Annotated in this window: 13 protein-coding genes and 1 pseudogene; 8 read left to right on the plus strand and 6 right to left on the minus strand. The window is 58.3% G+C overall.

Annotated features, from left to right (window positions below; genetic code table 11):
- Window positions 1-110: 110 nt before the first annotated feature.
- A complete protein-coding gene (locus HX875_RS12495) occupies window positions 111-2,354 on the minus strand; it encodes a hypothetical protein (protein ID WP_256348094.1) in 2,244 nt (747 codons plus the stop codon).
- 335 nt (window positions 2,355-2,689) lie between these two features.
- Window positions 2,690-3,400: an SIMPL domain-containing protein gene (locus HX875_RS12500; protein WP_177043418.1), complete on the minus strand. Its 711-nt coding sequence runs from the start codon at window positions 3,398-3,400 to the stop codon at window positions 2,690-2,692.
- Window positions 3,401-3,606: 206 nt separating this feature from the next.
- Here HX875_RS12500 and HX875_RS12505 point away from each other — a divergent pair, with 206 nt between their 5' ends.
- From HX875_RS12505 to HX875_RS12515, 4 genes and pseudogenes are all read left to right on the plus strand, one after another.
- Entirely contained in the window at window positions 3,607-4,869 is a 1,263-nt protein-coding gene (locus HX875_RS12505; RefSeq protein ID WP_177043419.1) for an ATP-binding protein, read from the plus strand.
- On the plus strand, window positions 4,862-5,422 hold the full coding sequence (locus HX875_RS12510; RefSeq protein WP_003216016.1) for a response regulator transcription factor: 561 nt from the start codon (window positions 4,862-4,864) through the stop codon (window positions 5,420-5,422). Before HX875_RS12505 ends, HX875_RS12510 begins: the two co-directional genes overlap by 8 nt.
- Window positions 5,423-5,515: 93 nt before the next feature.
- Window positions 5,516-5,602, plus strand: a pseudogene (locus HX875_RS33125) (outer membrane lipoprotein carrier protein LolA); the annotation flags it as partial.
- Window positions 5,603-5,644: 42 nt separating this feature from the next.
- Window positions 5,645-7,366, plus strand: coding sequence for an ABC transporter ATP-binding protein/permease (locus tag HX875_RS12515; protein WP_177043420.1), 1,722 nt, complete (start codon window positions 5,645-5,647; stop codon window positions 7,364-7,366).
- 46 nt (window positions 7,367-7,412) lie between these two features.
- On the opposite strand, the gene HX875_RS12520 is transcribed toward HX875_RS12515, so the two are convergent.
- Both HX875_RS12520 and HX875_RS12525 read right to left on the minus strand, forming a co-directional pair.
- Window positions 7,413-7,763, minus strand: coding sequence for a hypothetical protein (locus tag HX875_RS12520; protein WP_177043421.1), 351 nt, complete (start codon window positions 7,761-7,763; stop codon window positions 7,413-7,415).
- A 198-nt stretch (window positions 7,764-7,961) separates the two neighbouring features.
- Window positions 7,962-8,399: a YhcB family protein gene (locus HX875_RS12525; protein ID WP_010170781.1), complete on the minus strand. Its 438-nt coding sequence runs from the start codon at window positions 8,397-8,399 to the stop codon at window positions 7,962-7,964.
- A gap of 147 nt (window positions 8,400-8,546) precedes the next feature.
- On the opposite strand from HX875_RS12525, the gene HX875_RS12530 reads away from it, so the two are divergent.
- The 3 genes from HX875_RS12530 (at window position 8,547) to zapE (ending at window position 11,721) form a co-directional block, all read left to right on the plus strand.
- Window positions 8,547-9,176 (plus strand): alpha/beta hydrolase, encoded by a 630-nt coding sequence (locus HX875_RS12530; protein ID WP_177043422.1) that lies wholly within the window; start codon window positions 8,547-8,549, stop codon window positions 9,174-9,176.
- Between the two features lie 16 nt (window positions 9,177-9,192).
- Window positions 9,193-10,548 (plus strand): tryptophan--tRNA ligase, encoded by a 1,356-nt coding sequence (locus HX875_RS12535; RefSeq protein WP_177043423.1) that lies wholly within the window; start codon window positions 9,193-9,195, stop codon window positions 10,546-10,548.
- A 78-nt stretch (window positions 10,549-10,626) separates the two neighbouring features.
- Window positions 10,627-11,721, plus strand: coding sequence for a cell division protein ZapE (gene zapE, locus HX875_RS12540; RefSeq protein WP_177043424.1), 1,095 nt, complete (start codon window positions 10,627-10,629; stop codon window positions 11,719-11,721).
- A 193-nt stretch (window positions 11,722-11,914) separates the two neighbouring features.
- On the opposite strand, the gene HX875_RS12545 is transcribed toward zapE, so the two are convergent.
- Window positions 11,915-12,835: a GlxA family transcriptional regulator gene (locus HX875_RS12545; protein ID WP_172834601.1), complete on the minus strand. Its 921-nt coding sequence runs from the start codon at window positions 12,833-12,835 to the stop codon at window positions 11,915-11,917.
- A 220-nt stretch (window positions 12,836-13,055) separates the two neighbouring features.
- On the opposite strand from HX875_RS12545, the gene HX875_RS12550 reads away from it, so the two are divergent.
- Window positions 13,056-14,192, plus strand: coding sequence for an acyl-CoA dehydrogenase family protein (locus tag HX875_RS12550; RefSeq protein WP_003216028.1), 1,137 nt, complete (start codon window positions 13,056-13,058; stop codon window positions 14,190-14,192).
- A 107-nt stretch (window positions 14,193-14,299) separates the two neighbouring features.
- Here the strand turns inward: HX875_RS12550 and HX875_RS12555 are convergent, their stop codons facing one another.
- The gene (locus HX875_RS12555; protein WP_177043425.1) at window positions 14,300-15,340 is read right to left on the minus strand and encodes an NADP(H)-dependent aldo-keto reductase; all 1,041 of its coding nucleotides are present in this window, start codon (window positions 15,338-15,340) and stop codon (window positions 14,300-14,302) included.
- Window positions 15,341-15,551 lie beyond the last annotated feature (211 nt).

A 15,551-nucleotide genomic window follows, 5' to 3' on the forward strand; every position in this document is an offset into this window, starting at 1 on the left:
GCAGCTGAAGGCTGCCCAAACGAAAACGGCGGTCACCGAGGTTACCGCCGTTCAGGATTGTCAGGTAGGGGTCACTGAAGGGTCTACTTGGCCCGGTCGGCGTTCCTGGGCTACAGGCTGTTAGTACCCGGTGCGAATACGACGGGTTTGTAGCTGAATTTCCACCACTTGAACGGGTTCTGGAAAATCGAATAAGGGTTGTTTTTTTCCGGTTTGAATTCCTTATTTTCGATACTGTTGTTGTTTATGGCATCAGGGTTGTCCACCGGGTTTTCGCCGCTCTTATAGATAACGTTAGAGTCGCCTGTAATCTCTTCGGCGGAGTACCTGGCAATGATCTCTCCTGTATAGCCTTTAACAGGGCGGTCGGTGAGCCGTTGAAATTCGGCGGCGAAAGAGTTTTCGCCGAGCTTTCCTGAGTAACAACTCAAAATTCGAATGTTGTCATAGTGTGAAACGATGACGCCGTTACGCTTTAGCGTGTTGTATAGCCCTTGCGGGGTGTGTTTTTTGCCGTTGTAGAAGATGTGCGTACCATCGCCGTGGGCAATGATGTTGAGTCGATGTTGGGTACCTTTTTTGTTCATGTCGGCAAAGGTGTAAAGGTTATCTTCGACTTTATTCAGGTTGTCTTTGGTCCCTGTGAGTGTGACCAGATTGCCATCCTTCGACACGGTTTCGGTGATGGGGGCCAGTGGCGCCATGGACGTTGGCTCCTTCTGCACTCGTACCAACTCAAAATCATTTGTCTTTGAATTGTATTCCCAGCTGTAATCTTTGGCCTTCAGGGCGTTAACGTTCGCCGGTACATCACCCGATCCGGACTCTGCCGCATAGGGCGCAAGTTCGTGCAGTAATTGCAGGCCCGATATTACTGCGGCAGCAGACCCGCCAATGCGATCGTCGGCTGTCATGCCATAAGTGGAGTCATGGACGCCGAAATAAATATTGCCCGCGTTGCCAAGGATGGGCACGTAACCAAAGGTGCGCCCCCACAATTCTTTCGCGTCCTTCCAGATTTGCTGCGAGGAACCAAACACTTCGGTCTGGTCGGACCACACCGCATTTTTGGCGTTCACCTCCTGGTATTTTGCCGCAATACTGGAGTCGAGGTTGCCGTACTTCAACCGATATTCGCTACCCCGTGATTCGGTATAGTTAAATGTCTCCCACACCGGTACTGCTTTATCTTTTAGGAGGCTGGAGTATCCCGGGTAGCTGGCATGATTGCCTGCGATCAAGTTGTCGAGCACATCCCCCGCCTTTGGCCAATGAGCATCTTTACCTCCTTGCCTATCGCTGGCATTGAAGCTACGCAGCAAATCATTTCGATTGCTTTTAGTCCAGTTGGAAAAATCTTCATCTCCCCTGATTTCATGGACGGCGCCGTTCTTCAAATCGATCATCAGGCCCTTATTGGGTCTATGATCATAATTGCCGTCATAGGGGGTATAAGGGATAAATGCATACCCCGCCAGTGGAAAGCCATATATGTTGGGGATAATGACTTGTCCATTATTTTCCAATGTACGATTAACCGCCTCTTGGCCTTCAGTGCTTAATTTTTTAAAACTTTCCTTGTTATTGGCCAGGCTTTGCAAGGTTCCCCGTGTTAGATAGTTATCTGCTTTTCCTGAACGCTTCGTAATTTCTCCCGACTCATCCCGCATCGGCTTGGCTATTTCGTCTTCCCAGTAATTTTGGAGTTTCTTGCCAAGTGACTCCAGATCGTTAATCTTACTCTGATCTTTAGGCGCGATTTCCATCTGATGGAAATTGAGCAGACCGCCTCCTGGTGGCTTATCGTGCTTAAGGGCACCCGCTGCAATTTCCCATGCAAAGTAGGTGCGTGTGTCGGTATCGGTCAGGTGTTCCGGTTTCCATTTCCCTACGTAGGAGTTGAACGTTACCGTGATTTTTTCATTCGGGTCATACCCGGCTGCCAACAAGCCAGCACTGAAATATCCAGAGGGCTCCATGAATAAACGCACATTCTGGAACTTAACGTTTCTTTCGCCTTCGCTGCCACTTTCTATATTTCCGATTTGCGCCTTTACACGGTTGGCATAGGCGTCAACAAGCTGTTCCCGTTCCAGCAGAGAAAGCCCGGCTATAGGCGCAGAAGCGCTGCCCGATCCATAAATTGTTGTTTTGTAGGTATTGGATTCGAATGTGGAAGATGCAACCTCGTCAGAGCTGGTCTGTGATGTATTGTTTTCTAGGCTATATGTTTCACTATTGCTCAACGGTTGTGGGACTTTCTGTTCCTGTGACTCGGTGCGTTCTTCCTGGGTAGATCCGGGAATTGGTGCTGTTGGGTAACGGACAATATTATACTGAGTCGATGTTGTCATTTTATGTTACCTGGCAGGGTGCGGGATGCATATTTATGGCGCTGCGCCGTTGAGTGAGCGACCACTTTCATTGGTGTAACCTCAAATGGCGTACGTGGTGAAGCGACATTGTTCTATCCACTTATGTGGATGGATATGCAGGAAGAGTTCCGAGTCATAAGTAAGTAAATATCATTTACGTATCAGGTTTTTTCACATGTTGGGTATTTTGCAGTCAACGATATAAGGCGTGGACCATATTCAACGGCGTGCATATTGCCCGTTTGGTCGGAACTTCTGGATAAAAAAAGGCGCGAGCCCTATAGGGTCGCGCCATTCTTTTATCTTGAATAAGTTTATTGCTGGACTTCAATCACTCCGTCGGCACTCATGCTCACCTGGCTGGTGCCGGCTTCGACTTCCGGCGTCGGCGCCGAATCCATCGCAGCGGCTTTCATCATCATCCCGCCGCGGGCGTAGGGCTGTGGATAACCATTGGTGTTGAAGTTCAGGTTGACGATCTTGTAGCCCTTGCCGCCCAGCGCATCGGTGGCCAGTTGGGCACGGGCCTTGAACGCGGTGACCGCTTCTTTAAGCAAGGCATCTTCGCTGGCCTTGCGGGTGGGGTTGGCGATGGCGAAGTCCATGCTGTCCATTTTCAGGTTGGTGAGCATGTCGCCGGTGAGCTTGGACAGCGCGGCAAAGTCGGCGCTTTCCATGCGCAGCTCGGCGCGTTCACGCCAGCCGGTGATTTTCTGGTTCTTGTTGTCGTAGATCGGGTAGCTGTTGCGGCTGCCCTGGCGCAAGGTCACGCCTTTGACTTCACGGGCCTGAGCCAGCGCCTTGTTCATGGTGGTGGTGATTTCGGCGGCCAGCTTGGCCGGGTCGGAGTTCTGCGACTCGGTGTAAAGAGTGACGATCATCTGGTCGCGCGCCACTTCCTGGCTGACTTCGGCACGCAGGGAAATCTGGTTGTAATGCAGTTCATCAGCGGCCATGGCAGGCAGGCTGGCGAGGGTGGCGGCGCCGAGGGCGAGGGTGGCTGCACTGCGAATGAAACGTGACATGTAAGCTCCTTGAGATGTTCGTGTTCGGTAAGACTGTAGACGCAAGGTTTCAGTTCTTCGGGTTTACACATTCGCAACAAGTTACTCAATGCCGACGAACGGTCATGTTCCTGACCCCTGCGTCAAAGAGCCACACACGCCGTGCCAGCGCTGTCGCTTCGTTTATACTCCGTGCGATCCGCCTGCAGCGCTCATCGGGAGAGCTCATGCTCGCCGCCGTAAAACTGACTTCCGCCACCCGCCAGAACCTCTGGCGCCTGACGTTCATCCGCACCCTGGTGCTGGCCGCACAGGCCGGTTCGGTGGGGCTTGCCTATTGGTTCAAGCTGCTGCCGCTGCCTTGGTTGCAGTTGGCCGTGACCCTCGGCTTCTCGACCGTCTTGTGCGTGTTTACCGCCATCCGGCTGCGCACCACGTGGCCGGTGACCGAGTTGGAATACGCCCTGCAACTGGCCTGCGACCTGTTTATCCACAGTGTGTTGCTGTACTTCTCCGGTGGTTCCACCAACCCGTTTGTTTCTTATTACCTGGTGCCACTGACTATCGCTGCGGTGACCTTGCCATGGCGTTACTCGGTGGTGCTGTCGGGCATCGCCCTGGCCCTGTACACCCTGCTGCTCGCCCAGTTCTACCCGTTGCAGACCTTCCCCATCGCCCGGGAAAACCTGCAGATCTACGGCATGTGGCTGAGCTTCGCCCTGTCGGCGGCGGTCATCACCTTCTTTGCCGCACGAATGGCGGAAGAGCTGCGTCGCCAGGAAGAACTGCGCGCCATTCGCCGTGAAGAGGGCCTGCGAGACCAGCAACTGCTGGCCGTCGCCACCCAGGCTGCCGGCGCGGCCCATGAACTGGGGACGCCGCTGGCGACCATGAGCGTACTGCTCAAGGAAATGACCCAGGACCATCACGACCCGGCCCTGCAAGACGACCTCAGCGTGCTGCAGGAGCAGGTCAAGCAGTGCAAGTTGACGTTGCAGCAATTGGTGCGTGCCGCTGAAGCCAATCGTCGCCTCGCCGTGGAGATGCAAGACGTCACCCAGTGGCTGGACGAAGCCCTGAACCGCTGGCACCTGATGCGTCCCGAAGCCAGCTACCGTTTCCACCTGCTGGGCCAGGGCACAGTGCCGCGCATGGCGCCGCCGCCGGACCTGACCCAGGCGCTGCTGAACCTGCTGAACAACGCCGCCGATGCCTGCCCGGAGGGGCTGGAAGTGACCCTGAACTGGGACGCCGAAGACCTCACCATCAGCATTCGCGACCATGGCGCCGGTGTGCCGCTGGCGATTGCCGAGCAGATCGGCAAGCCATTCTTTACCACCAAGGGCAAAGGCTTCGGCCTGGGCCTGTTTTTGAGCAAGGCCAGCGTGACCCGCGCGGGCGGCTCAGTGAAACTCTATAGTCATGAGGAAGGCGGCACGCTCACCGAGCTACGCCTGCCCCGTGTCGCACGAGGAGACATCGATGAGTGACGAGATCCAAGTCGAAGGCGAAGAACTGCCGCACCTGTTGCTGGTAGATGACGACGCCACCTTTACCCGCGTGATGGCCCGCGCCATGAGCCGTCGTGGCTTTCGCGTGAGTACCGCAGGTTCCGCCGAAGAAGGCTTGGCCATCGCCACGGCCGACCTGCCGGAATACGCCGCCCTGGACCTGAAAATGGACGGCGACTCCGGCCTGGTGCTGCTGCCCAAGCTGCTGGAGCTGGACCCGGAAATGCGCGTGGTGATCCTCACCGGCTATTCCAGCATTGCCACTGCTGTCGAGGCGATCAAGCGCGGCGCCTGCAACTACCTGTGCAAGCCTGCTGACGCTGACGACGTGCTGGCCGCCTTGCTCTCCGAGCACGCCGACCTCGACACCCTGGTGCCGGAAAACCCGATGTCGGTGGACCGCCTGCAGTGGGAACACATCCAGCGGGTGTTGACCGAGCACGAAGGCAATATCTCCGCCACCGCCCGCGCCCTGGGCATGCATCGCCGGACGTTGCAGCGCAAGTTGCAGAAGCGCCCGGTTCGACGTTGAACGGCGACTGAACAATCTGCTTCTGGCTGCACGGAGGCTGGGCTGATCACCTATGATCAGCCCAGCACGTGATGGTCGGCTGTAGGAGCGAGCTTGCTCGCGAAGGTCGTTAACGATGACGCGGGAAACCGGAAAGCACGCGGTGCCCTTGAGTTTTTCGCGAGCAAGCTCGCTCCTACATCGGTCCGACGCCTGTTCTTTATTTCCTACCGAGCCTGAACAATGAATCAGAACGCTGAGTATTCCGCGGTCAATGACGCGGTGCGTGGGCAATTTTTAAGGAAAGTCTGGGCGCTGATCACCCCTTACTGGCGCAGTGAGGAGAAGGGCAAGGCCTGGCTGTTGCTGCTGGTGGTGCTGGGGCTGTCGCTGTTCAGCGTGGCCGTGTCGGTGTGGTTCAACAGCTGGAACCGCGACTTCTATAACGCCCTGGAGAAGAAGGACTACGACGCCTTCACCCACTTGCTGATGTATTTCAGCGTGATCGCGGTGGTGGCGATCGTCACCGGGGTGTTCACCTCCTATCTGCAGCAGATGCTCACCATCCGCTGGCGGCGCTGGCTGACCGAAACCTACTTCGCCAAGTGGCTGAGCCAGAAGAACTACTACCACCTGGAATACGGCGGCTATACCGATAACCCGGACCAACGTATCTCCGAAGACCTCAACGCCTTCACCAGCAGCACCCTCAGCCTGGGCCTGGGTTTTATCAGTAACCTGGTGAGCCTGGTGTCGTTCTCGGTGATTTTGTGGGGCGTGTCCGGCAGCATCGAAGTGTGGGGCATCACCATTCCCGGCTACATGTTCTGGGCGGCGCTGGTGTATGCCGTGCTCGGCAGCTGGTTGACCCACTTGATTGGTCGAAAACTGATCGGCTTGAGCAACCGCCAACAACGGTTTGAGGCCGACTTGCGTTTCAGCCTGGTGCGGGTGCGCGAGAACGCCGAAAGCATCGCGCTGTTCAATGGCGAGCCGAATGAACACCAGCAGCTGAGCGCACGTTTCGGGCGGGTGTGGAGCAACTTCTGGAGCATCATGCAGCTCAAGAAGCGCCTGAATTTCTTCACCAGCGGTTACTCGCAGATTGCGATCATCTTTCCGTTTGTGGTGGCCGCGCCGCGCTACTTTTCCGGGCAGATAGAGCTGGGTGTGCTGATGCAGGTGGCCAGTGCGTTTGGCAGCGTGCAGGGCAGCCTGAGCTGGTTTGTCGACGCGTACACCGTGTTGGCCAGCTGGCGCGCTACCTGCGATCGTCTGCTGAGCTTTGGCGAGGCGATGGAAGAAAACGAAGGCCGCAACATGGGCATTGAGTTGCAGCGTCAGGGCGGCAATTTGCAGATGAACAACCTCAGCCTTGATCTGGCTGACGGTCGTCACCTGCTCGACGGCGCCAACCTGAGCGTTGCCGAGGGCGAACGCCTGATGCTCAGCGGCCGCTCTGGCAGCGGCAAATCAACCTTGCTGCGGGCCATGGGCAATCTGTGGCCGAACGGCCACGGCAACATCCGTCTGCCGGCCGAGCGTTACCTGTTCCTGCCGCAGAAGCCGTACCTGCCGATCGGCACCTTGCGCGGCGTGTTGAGTTATCCACAGGAGGAGGGCGCCTACCCGGCGGAACGTTATGCACAGGTGCTGGAAACCTGCCGCCTGGCACACCTGACTCCAAGGTTGGATGAAGCCAACCACTGGCAGCGCATGTTGTCACCGGGTGAGCAGCAACGCCTGGCCTTTGCCCGCGCGTTGTTGTTTGAACCGCAATGGCTGTACATGGATGAAGCCACGTCGGCGATGGATGAAGAGGACGAGGCGGCGCTGTATCAGGCGTTGATCGATGAGTTGCCGGGCTTGAGCATCGTCAGCGTCGGCCATCGCAGCAGCCTCAAGCGTTTCCATGGGCGGCATGTGCGGATCGAGAACGGGCAGCTGATGGAACAAAGCGTTTAGGGATGGCCGCGGGGTTTGGCGCACATCGCTAACCCCGCGTAGGCGTTCAGGAGGTGATTGAGAACTCCAGGGGGACGGACGACTGCCCGTGCGCCGTAAAGGAAACAACCCCTGTTCCTTTACTGAACGTACCTGAAAACGGGGTCTTCGATGTCTGGAAGGTTTCACTGTTGTCCTGTCCAGCGATGACTTGGCCGCTCCACAGTTGTGGTGGAGAAAACCTGTCATGCGTGACCAGTATTTGCGTGTCTATGCGATCGCCTTTTTTCAGGCCGGGAAAGGCGATGGTGAGATGAAAAAACTCCTTCAGGCTGGCCGTCAGCAGCGTGCCGTCTTTCACATCAGTGCTGGTGGGGGCTGGCCAGGTATGACGGTTTTTCAGCGGGATGATTTGCATGTGTCCGTTCCTTTGATGAAGTCCTCGTCCCGGAGTGCTGTGCTTGCAAGCACCCAGGTAGCGGATTCATTAGGGCCAATCCCGGCGCGGTTGCCTACTGTTAGAAATAACAGTGTCGATAAGCGGTCGGCTGGCGCTGACAAAAAAGCCCGGCTGATCATCGATCAGCCGGGCTTTTTCATGTCGCTTGAAAGCGTATTACTTTTTCAAGCCGTAATGCTCATCGAGCATCCCCGGGGCGTTTGGCGTTTTTGGCGCGTAGTCCCGTGGCGGTTCCTGGTTTTCCCGGGGTGGGGTCAGGCGTTCCCGTGGCGCTTGCGGTGCATCGGAATGCAGCGCGGCCAGCAGACGCTGGCGGGTGATGTCGTCCAGGGCCAGGCGGTTGGCACCCTCGGCGAGATGATCCTGTACTTCCTGGTAGCTCTGAGTGAGCTTTTTCACCAGGGTCGCGGTGCTGTTGAAGTGGGTAACAACCTCGTTCTGATAACTGTCAAAACGTTCCTGAATGTCATCCAGCTGACGCTGCGTGCGGTTAGGCGCGGCATTCGGCAGCAGGCGGGCAACCAGGAATCCAATGGCGACACCGGCAACCAAGGCGAGAGTCGGCAACAACCAAACTAAGAGCGAGTGTTCCACGAGTCCTTCCTCTATAAACGGCTTTGCTTTACGTTAACGGCTCGGACCTGCGCTGTATACCGCGATTAAGCTCGCAATGATGCCATGCACAGACTTTTAGCTAGACGAGTCGACCCCTTGAGAGGTCACGGAGTTCCTTCCTTGCTGATGCGTGAAACCCCTGTTTTGATCGATGGCCCGGTAGGCCAACTGGAAGCCCTGTATCTGGATCACCCCGAGCCACGTGGCCTGGCGCTGATCTGCCACCCTAACCCGGTGCAGGGCGGCACCATGCTCAACAAAGTCGTATCGACCCTGCAACGCACCGCCCGCGATGCCGGCTTGATCACATTGCGATTCAATTATCGCGGTGTCGGCGCCAGCGCCGGTGCGCACGATATGGGCACCGGTGAAGTCGACGACGCCGAAGCCGCCGCCACCTGGCTGCGTGAAAAACACCCCGACCTGCCGATCACCCTGTTGGGGTTTTCGTTCGGCGGGTTTGTGGCGGCCACCCTCGGCGGCCGTCTGGAAGCCAAGGGCGAGAAACTTGCACACCTGTTCATGGTGGCCGCGGCCGTGATGCGCCTGCGGGATAACGACGTGTTGCCACAGGGCTGCCCATTGACCGTGATCCAGCCGGAAACCGACGAAGTGGTCGACCCGCAACTGGTCTACGACTGGTCCGCCGCCCTGAATCGCCCCCATGAGCTTCTGAAAGTGGCAGAATGCGGACACTTTTTTCATGGCAAGCTGACCGATCTCAAGGATCTTGTGCTGCCACGTCTTTCGAATTGATGACAAGCGATCACCCATGACGACCCGTACCCGCATCCTCACCGGCATCACCACCACCGGCACGCCGCACCTGGGCAACTACGCCGGCGCGATTCGCCCGGCGATTCTTGCCAGCCAGGACGCCAATGCCGACTCCTTCTACTTCCTGGCCGACTACCACGCCCTGATCAAGTGCGATGACCCGCAGCGCATCCAGCGCTCGCGTATGGAAATCGCTGCGACCTGGCTGGCCGGTGGCCTGGATGTGAACCGGGTGACGTTCTATCGCCAGTCCGACATCCCGGAAATCCCCGAGCTGACCTGGCTGCTGACCTGCGTGGCGGCCAAGGGCCTGCTCAACCGTGCGCACGCCTACAAGGCCTCGGTGGACAAGAACCTGGAAAACGGCGAAGACCCGGATGCGGGCATCACCATGGGCCTGTACAGCTACCCGGTGCTGATGGCGGCGGACATCCTGATGTTCAATGCCCACAAGGTGCCGGTCGGTCGTGACCAGATCCAGCACGTGGAAATGGCCCGGGACATCGGCCAGCGCTTCAACCACCTGTTTGGCAAGGGCAAGGAATTCTTCACCATGCCCGAGGCGTTGATCGAAGAAAGCGTCGCTACCTTGCCGGGCCTGGATGGCCGCAAGATGTCCAAGAGCTACGACAACACCATCCCGCTGTTCACCAGCGCCAAGGAGATGAAGGACGCGATCTCGCGCATCGTCACCGACTCCCGCGCGCCGGGCGAAGCGAAGGACCCGGACAACTCGCACCTGTTCACCCTGTACCAGGCGTTCGCGACCAAGGCCCAGGAAGAAGAATTCCGCGGCGAACTGCTGCAAGGCCTGGGCTGGGGCGAGGCGAAGAATCGTCTGTTCCAATTGCTGGACGGCCAACTGGGTGAAGCGCGCGAGCGTTACCATCAACTGATGTCGCGCCCGTCGGACATGGAAGACCTGCTGCTGATCGGCGCCCGCAAAGCCCGCGCCGTGGCTGCACCGTTCCTGGCCGAGTTGCGTGAAGCGGTGGGCCTGCGTTCGTTTGTCAACCCGGTCGCCGTTGCCGCCACCACCAAGAAGAAAGCCGCGAAAGCCGCGCGTTTTGTGAGCTTTCGCGAAGACGACGGCAGCTTCCGTTTCCGTTTGCTGGCGGCCGAAGGCGAGCAATTGCTGTTGTCGCGCAACTTTGCCGACGGCAAAACCGCTGGCGCTGTGACCAAGCAGCTGCAATCGGGTCAGGCGCTGGATGTACGCAGTGAAGCCTTGAGCTTCAGCGTGTGGCTGGAAGGTGCTGCCGTCGCCGATAGCCCGGCGTTCGCCGACAGCGCCTCGCGTGACGCGGCCATCGAAGCCTTGCGCGTTGCGTTGACCCCAATCGAGGATTGACCCGACCAAGGGTTGATTGCCATTCTTCAGGGCCGTCGTTACAGTGGCGGCCCGTTTTTGTTGCCTTGCTAACGAATTATGACGCCCCTAGAACGATATCAAGCTGATCTGAAACGCCCCGAATTCTTCCATGACGCTGCCCAGGAAACTGCGGTGCGCCATTTGCAGCGCCTGTACGACGATCTGGTCCAGGCCTCGCAGAACAAGCCGGGCATGTTCAGCAAGTTGTTTGGCAAGAAAGACCACACGCCGGTCAAGGGCCTGTATTTCTGGGGTGGTGTTGGCCGGGGCAAGACTTACCTGGTGGACACTTTCTTCGAGGCGCTGCCGTTCAAGGAAAAGGTCCGTACTCACTTCCACCGCTTCATGAAGCGCGTGCACGAAGAGATGAAGACCCTGCCGGGCGAGAAGAACCCGCTGACCATCATCGCCAAGCGCTTCTCGGAAGAGGCCCGGGTGATCTGTTTCGATGAGTTCTTCGTGTCTGACATCACCGACGCGATGATCCTCGGCACCCTGATGGAAGAGCTGTTCAAGAACGGTGTGACTCTGGTCGCCACGTCGAACATCGTGCCCGACGGCCTGTACAAGGACGGCCTGCAACGCGCGCGCTTCCTGCCGGCCATCGCCCTGATCAAGCAGAACACCGACATCGTCAACGTCGACAGCGGCGTCGACTACCGCCTGCGTCACCTCGAGCAAGCCGAACTGTTCCACTATCCGCTCAACGAAGTGGCCCAGGAAAGCCTGCGCAAGAGCTTCCGTGCGCTGACGCCGGAATGCACCCAGGCGATCGAAAACGACAAGCTGATCATTGAAAACCGCGAAATCATTGCGCTGCGCACTTGTGATGACGTGGCCTGGTTCGATTTCCGCGAGCTGTGCGACGGCCCTCGCAGCCAGAACGACTACATCGAACTGGGCAAGATCTTCCATGCGGTGATCCTGAGCGGTGTCGAGCAGATGAGCGTCACCACCGACGACATTGCACGGCGCTTTATCAACATGGTCGATGAATTCTACGACCGTAACGTCAAGCTGATCATCTCGGCGGAAGTCGAGCTCAAGGACCTCTACACGGGCGGTCGCTTGAACTTTGAATTCCAACGGACCTTGAGCCGCTTGCTGGAAATGCAGTCCCACGAGTTCCTGTCGCGGGCGCACAAGCCGTAAGCGATGTGCTCGAAATGAAAAAGGCCCGCAGCGATGCGGGCCTTTTTTATGCAAAATTTCCAGCTCAACAGAAATCAACTGTGGGAGCCGGGCTTGCCCGCGATAGCGGTCTGGCAGCTAATGCAGCTGGTGCCTGACACGCCGCCATCGCAGGCAAGCCAGCTCCCACATTTGTACTGTGTACACCCTTTGGTTATGCGGCCTGCTGGAACTGCTGGCGATACTGGTTGGGCGACAGCTCGGTGTGCTGCCGGAACAGCCGCGCAAAGAAGCTCGCGTCGTCGTAACCCACTTCGTAACTGATGGTCTTGATGCTTTTGCGGCTGCCGGACAGCAAGCCCTTGGCCGTCTCGATGCGCAGGCGTTGCAGGTAGTGCAGCGGCTTGTCACCCGTGGCGGTCTGGAAGCGGCGCATGAAGTTGCGGATGCTCATGCCGTGTTCCCGGGCCACGTCTTCGAAGCGGAACTTGTCGGCGAAGTGCTCTTCGAGCCAGTGCTGGATTTGCAGGATAATCACGTCCTGGTGCAGCTTCTGGCCGCCAAACCCGATACGCCCCGGCGCATAGCTGCGCTGCACTTCATAGAGGATGTCGCGCGCCACGGCCTGGGCGATGTTGGCGCCGCAGAAACGTTCGATCAGGTAGATGTAGAGGTCGCAGGCCGAGGTGGTGCCGCCGGCGCAGTACAGGTTGTCGGCGTCGGTCAGGTGCTTGTCCTGGTTCAGTTGCACTTTGGGGAAGCGTTCGCTGAAGGCGTTGAAGAAACGCCAGTAGGTGGTCGCCTCCTTGCCGTCCAGCAGGCCAGCTTCGGCAAGCCAGAACACCCCGGTGGCTTCGCCGCACAGCACCGCGCCACGGGCATGTTGTTCGCGCAGCCAGGGCAGCACTTGGGGGTAGCGTTGGCACAATGAGTCAAAGTCGTCCCAGAAGGCCGGGAGTACGATGATGTCGGCGTTTTCAAGGCCGCCGTCCACCGGCATGATCACATCGCTGAAGCTGCGCACCGATTGCCCGTCGGGGCTGACCAGGCGGGTTTCAAACGCGGGAGTAAGGCCCTGGCCCAGCTGTTTGCCGTAGCGCAGGCTGGCGAGGTGGAAAAAATCCTTGGCTTGCATGAGGGTTGAAGCGAATACCCGATCAATGGCCAAAATGCTGACGCGCCGCAAGGGCGTGGAGATTTGGTTAGACATAATTTCATTTATTCTTATAGGGGAAAGTGGTCACCAGACGGCTGGATCGTCTTATTTTTTGTCGCATGTGTCCAGTGTCCCGTGACGCCTTCGCGGCTTAGGCTCTGTGATCCCGGTCTTGTCCGACAATTCACGCAGGTGACCCATGATTCCCAGAACCTTGTTCAGCTCGGAGCACGAACTCTTCCGCCAGAGCGTGCGCACCTTCCTCGAAAAAGACGCGGCGCCGTTCCACGGGCAATGGGAAAAGCAGGGCTACATTGATCGCAACCTGTGGAACAAGGCAGGGGAGGCGGGGATGCTCTGCTCGCACCTGCCGGAGGAGTACGGCGGCCTCGGGGCGGACTTTCTCTACAGCGCGGTGGTGATCGAGGAGATCAGCCGGCTGGGGCTGACCGGGATTGGTTTCTCCCTGCATTCGGACATCGTCGCGCCTTACATCCTGCATTACGGCAGTGAGGCGCTGAAGCACAAATACCTGCCCAAGCTGATCTCCGGGGAGATGGTCACGGCCATCGCCATGACCGAACCGGGTGCCGGGTCGGACCTGCAAGGGGTCAAGACCACAGCGGTGCTGGACGGTGATGAATACGTGATCAACGGCTCCAAGACCTTCATCACTAATGGCTTTCTGGCGGACCTGGTGATCGTTGTCGCCAAGACCGATCCCAAGGCCGGCGCCAAAGGCACCAGCCTGTTCCTGGTGGAAGCCAACACGCCGGGATTCGACAAGGGCAAGCGCCTGGAGAAGGTCGGAATGAAGGCCCAGGATACGTCGGAGCTGTTCTTCCAGGATGTGCGCGTACCCAAGGAAAACCTGCTGGGCCAGGCGGGGATGGGCTTTGCCTATCTGATGCAGGAGTTGCCCCAGGAGCGCCTGACGGTGGCGATTGGTGCGTTGTCGTCAGCCGAGGCGGCGTTGCAGTGGACGCTGGAGTACACCCGCGACCGCAAGGCGTTCGGCAAGGCGATCATTGATTTCCAGAACACCCGTTTCAAGTTGGCGGAGATTGCTACGGAAACCCAGATTGGCCGGGTGTTTGTCGACAAATGCATGGAGCTGCATCTGGAAGGCAAGCTGGATGTGCCAACGGCGGCGATGGCCAAGTACTGGGCCACGGACCTGCAGTGCAAGGTGCTGGATGAGTGCGTGCAGTTGCACGGAGGCTACGGCTTCATGTGGGAATACCCGATCGCGCGGGCGTGGGCGGATGCGCGGGTGCAGCGGATTTATGCGGGGACCAACGAGATCATGAAGGAGATTATTGCGCGGGCACTTTGAATCTTCGGCGTGGCTGATGATGCTATCGCGGGCAAGCCCGGCTCCCACAGTTGGAATGCATTTTCCTGTGGGAGCTGGCTTGCCTGCGATAGCTATCTAAAGGTCAATCACGGCGCAGGATTCGGATGATCCTTCTGGATCGCCTCAATCCCCGCCAACACTTCATCCGACAGTTTCAGGTCGGCACTGGCAATGTTGCTGTCCAGTTGCTCCAGGGTAGTGGCGCCAATGATGTTGCTGGTCACGAACGGTTGCTGGGTCACAAATGCCAATGCCATCTGCGCCGGGTCCAGGCCGTGCTCACGGGCCAATGCCACATAACGGCTGCACGCTGCTTCCGATTGCGCATTGAAGTAGCGGCTGAAGCGGCTGTAGAGGCTCAGGCGGCCCTTGGCCGGGCGTGCGCCACCTTCGTATTTGCCGCTGAGCATGCCGAACGCCAGCGGTGAATAAGCCAGCAACCCACACTGTTCACGAATCGCGATTTCCGCCAGGCCCACTTCAAAGCTGCGGTTGAGCAGGTTGTAGGGGTTCTGGATCGACACCGCGCGGGTCCAGCCGCGGGCTTCGGCCAGGGCCAGGAACTTCATGGTGCCCCACGGCGTTTCGTTGGACAGGCCGATGTGGCGGATCTTGCCGGCCTTGACCTGTTCATCCAGGGCTTCGAGGGTTTCCTCCAGCGGCGTCAGGTCCTCTTCAGCTTTGTGCTTGTAGCCCAGTTGGCCGAAAAAGTTGGTGCTGCGCTCGGGCCAGTGCAGTTGGTAGAGGTCGATCCAGTCGGTTTGCAGGCGTTTCAGGCTCGCGTCCAGGGCTTCTGTGATGTGCTTGCGGTTGTGCTTGAGGCTGCCGTCGCGGATGTAGTCGATGGTGTTGCCGGGGCCGGCGATCTTGCTGGCGAGGATCCAGTCGGCACGGTCGCCGCGGCTTTTGAAGTAATTACCGATATAGCGCTCGGTGGTGGCGTAGGTATCTGCCTTGGGCGGCACCGGGTACATTTCTGCGGTGTCGATGAAGTTGATGCCCGCGGCCTTGGCCCGTTCGATCTGTGCGAAGGCCTCTGCCTCGCTGTTCTGCTCGCCCCAGGTCATGGTGCCCAAGGCTATCGCGCTCACGTTCAGATCGGTTCGGCCCAGCTGTCGATAGTCCATCGGGTACTCCTTCGAGGAAAACAATCATAAAAGCAGGTTGAAATTTTTTTGGCAATCTGCATAATTGCCCACCTCTTTCTGCAGTGGAAGTGATGCGCCGCCTGCCGAAGAATCTTGCCGTTGAACGGACGCGCCGACCCGAGCCCCCGATAGCGTCTGTATCCGGCTGCCTTTGACTTGTCAAAGTACGCACTATTCAGTAAGATCCGCC

Origin of the sequence: Pseudomonas yamanorum (assembly GCF_013386765.1) — a bacterium.
In the GTDB taxonomy this organism is placed as follows: domain Bacteria; phylum Pseudomonadota; class Gammaproteobacteria; order Pseudomonadales; family Pseudomonadaceae; genus Aquipseudomonas; species Aquipseudomonas yamanorum_A.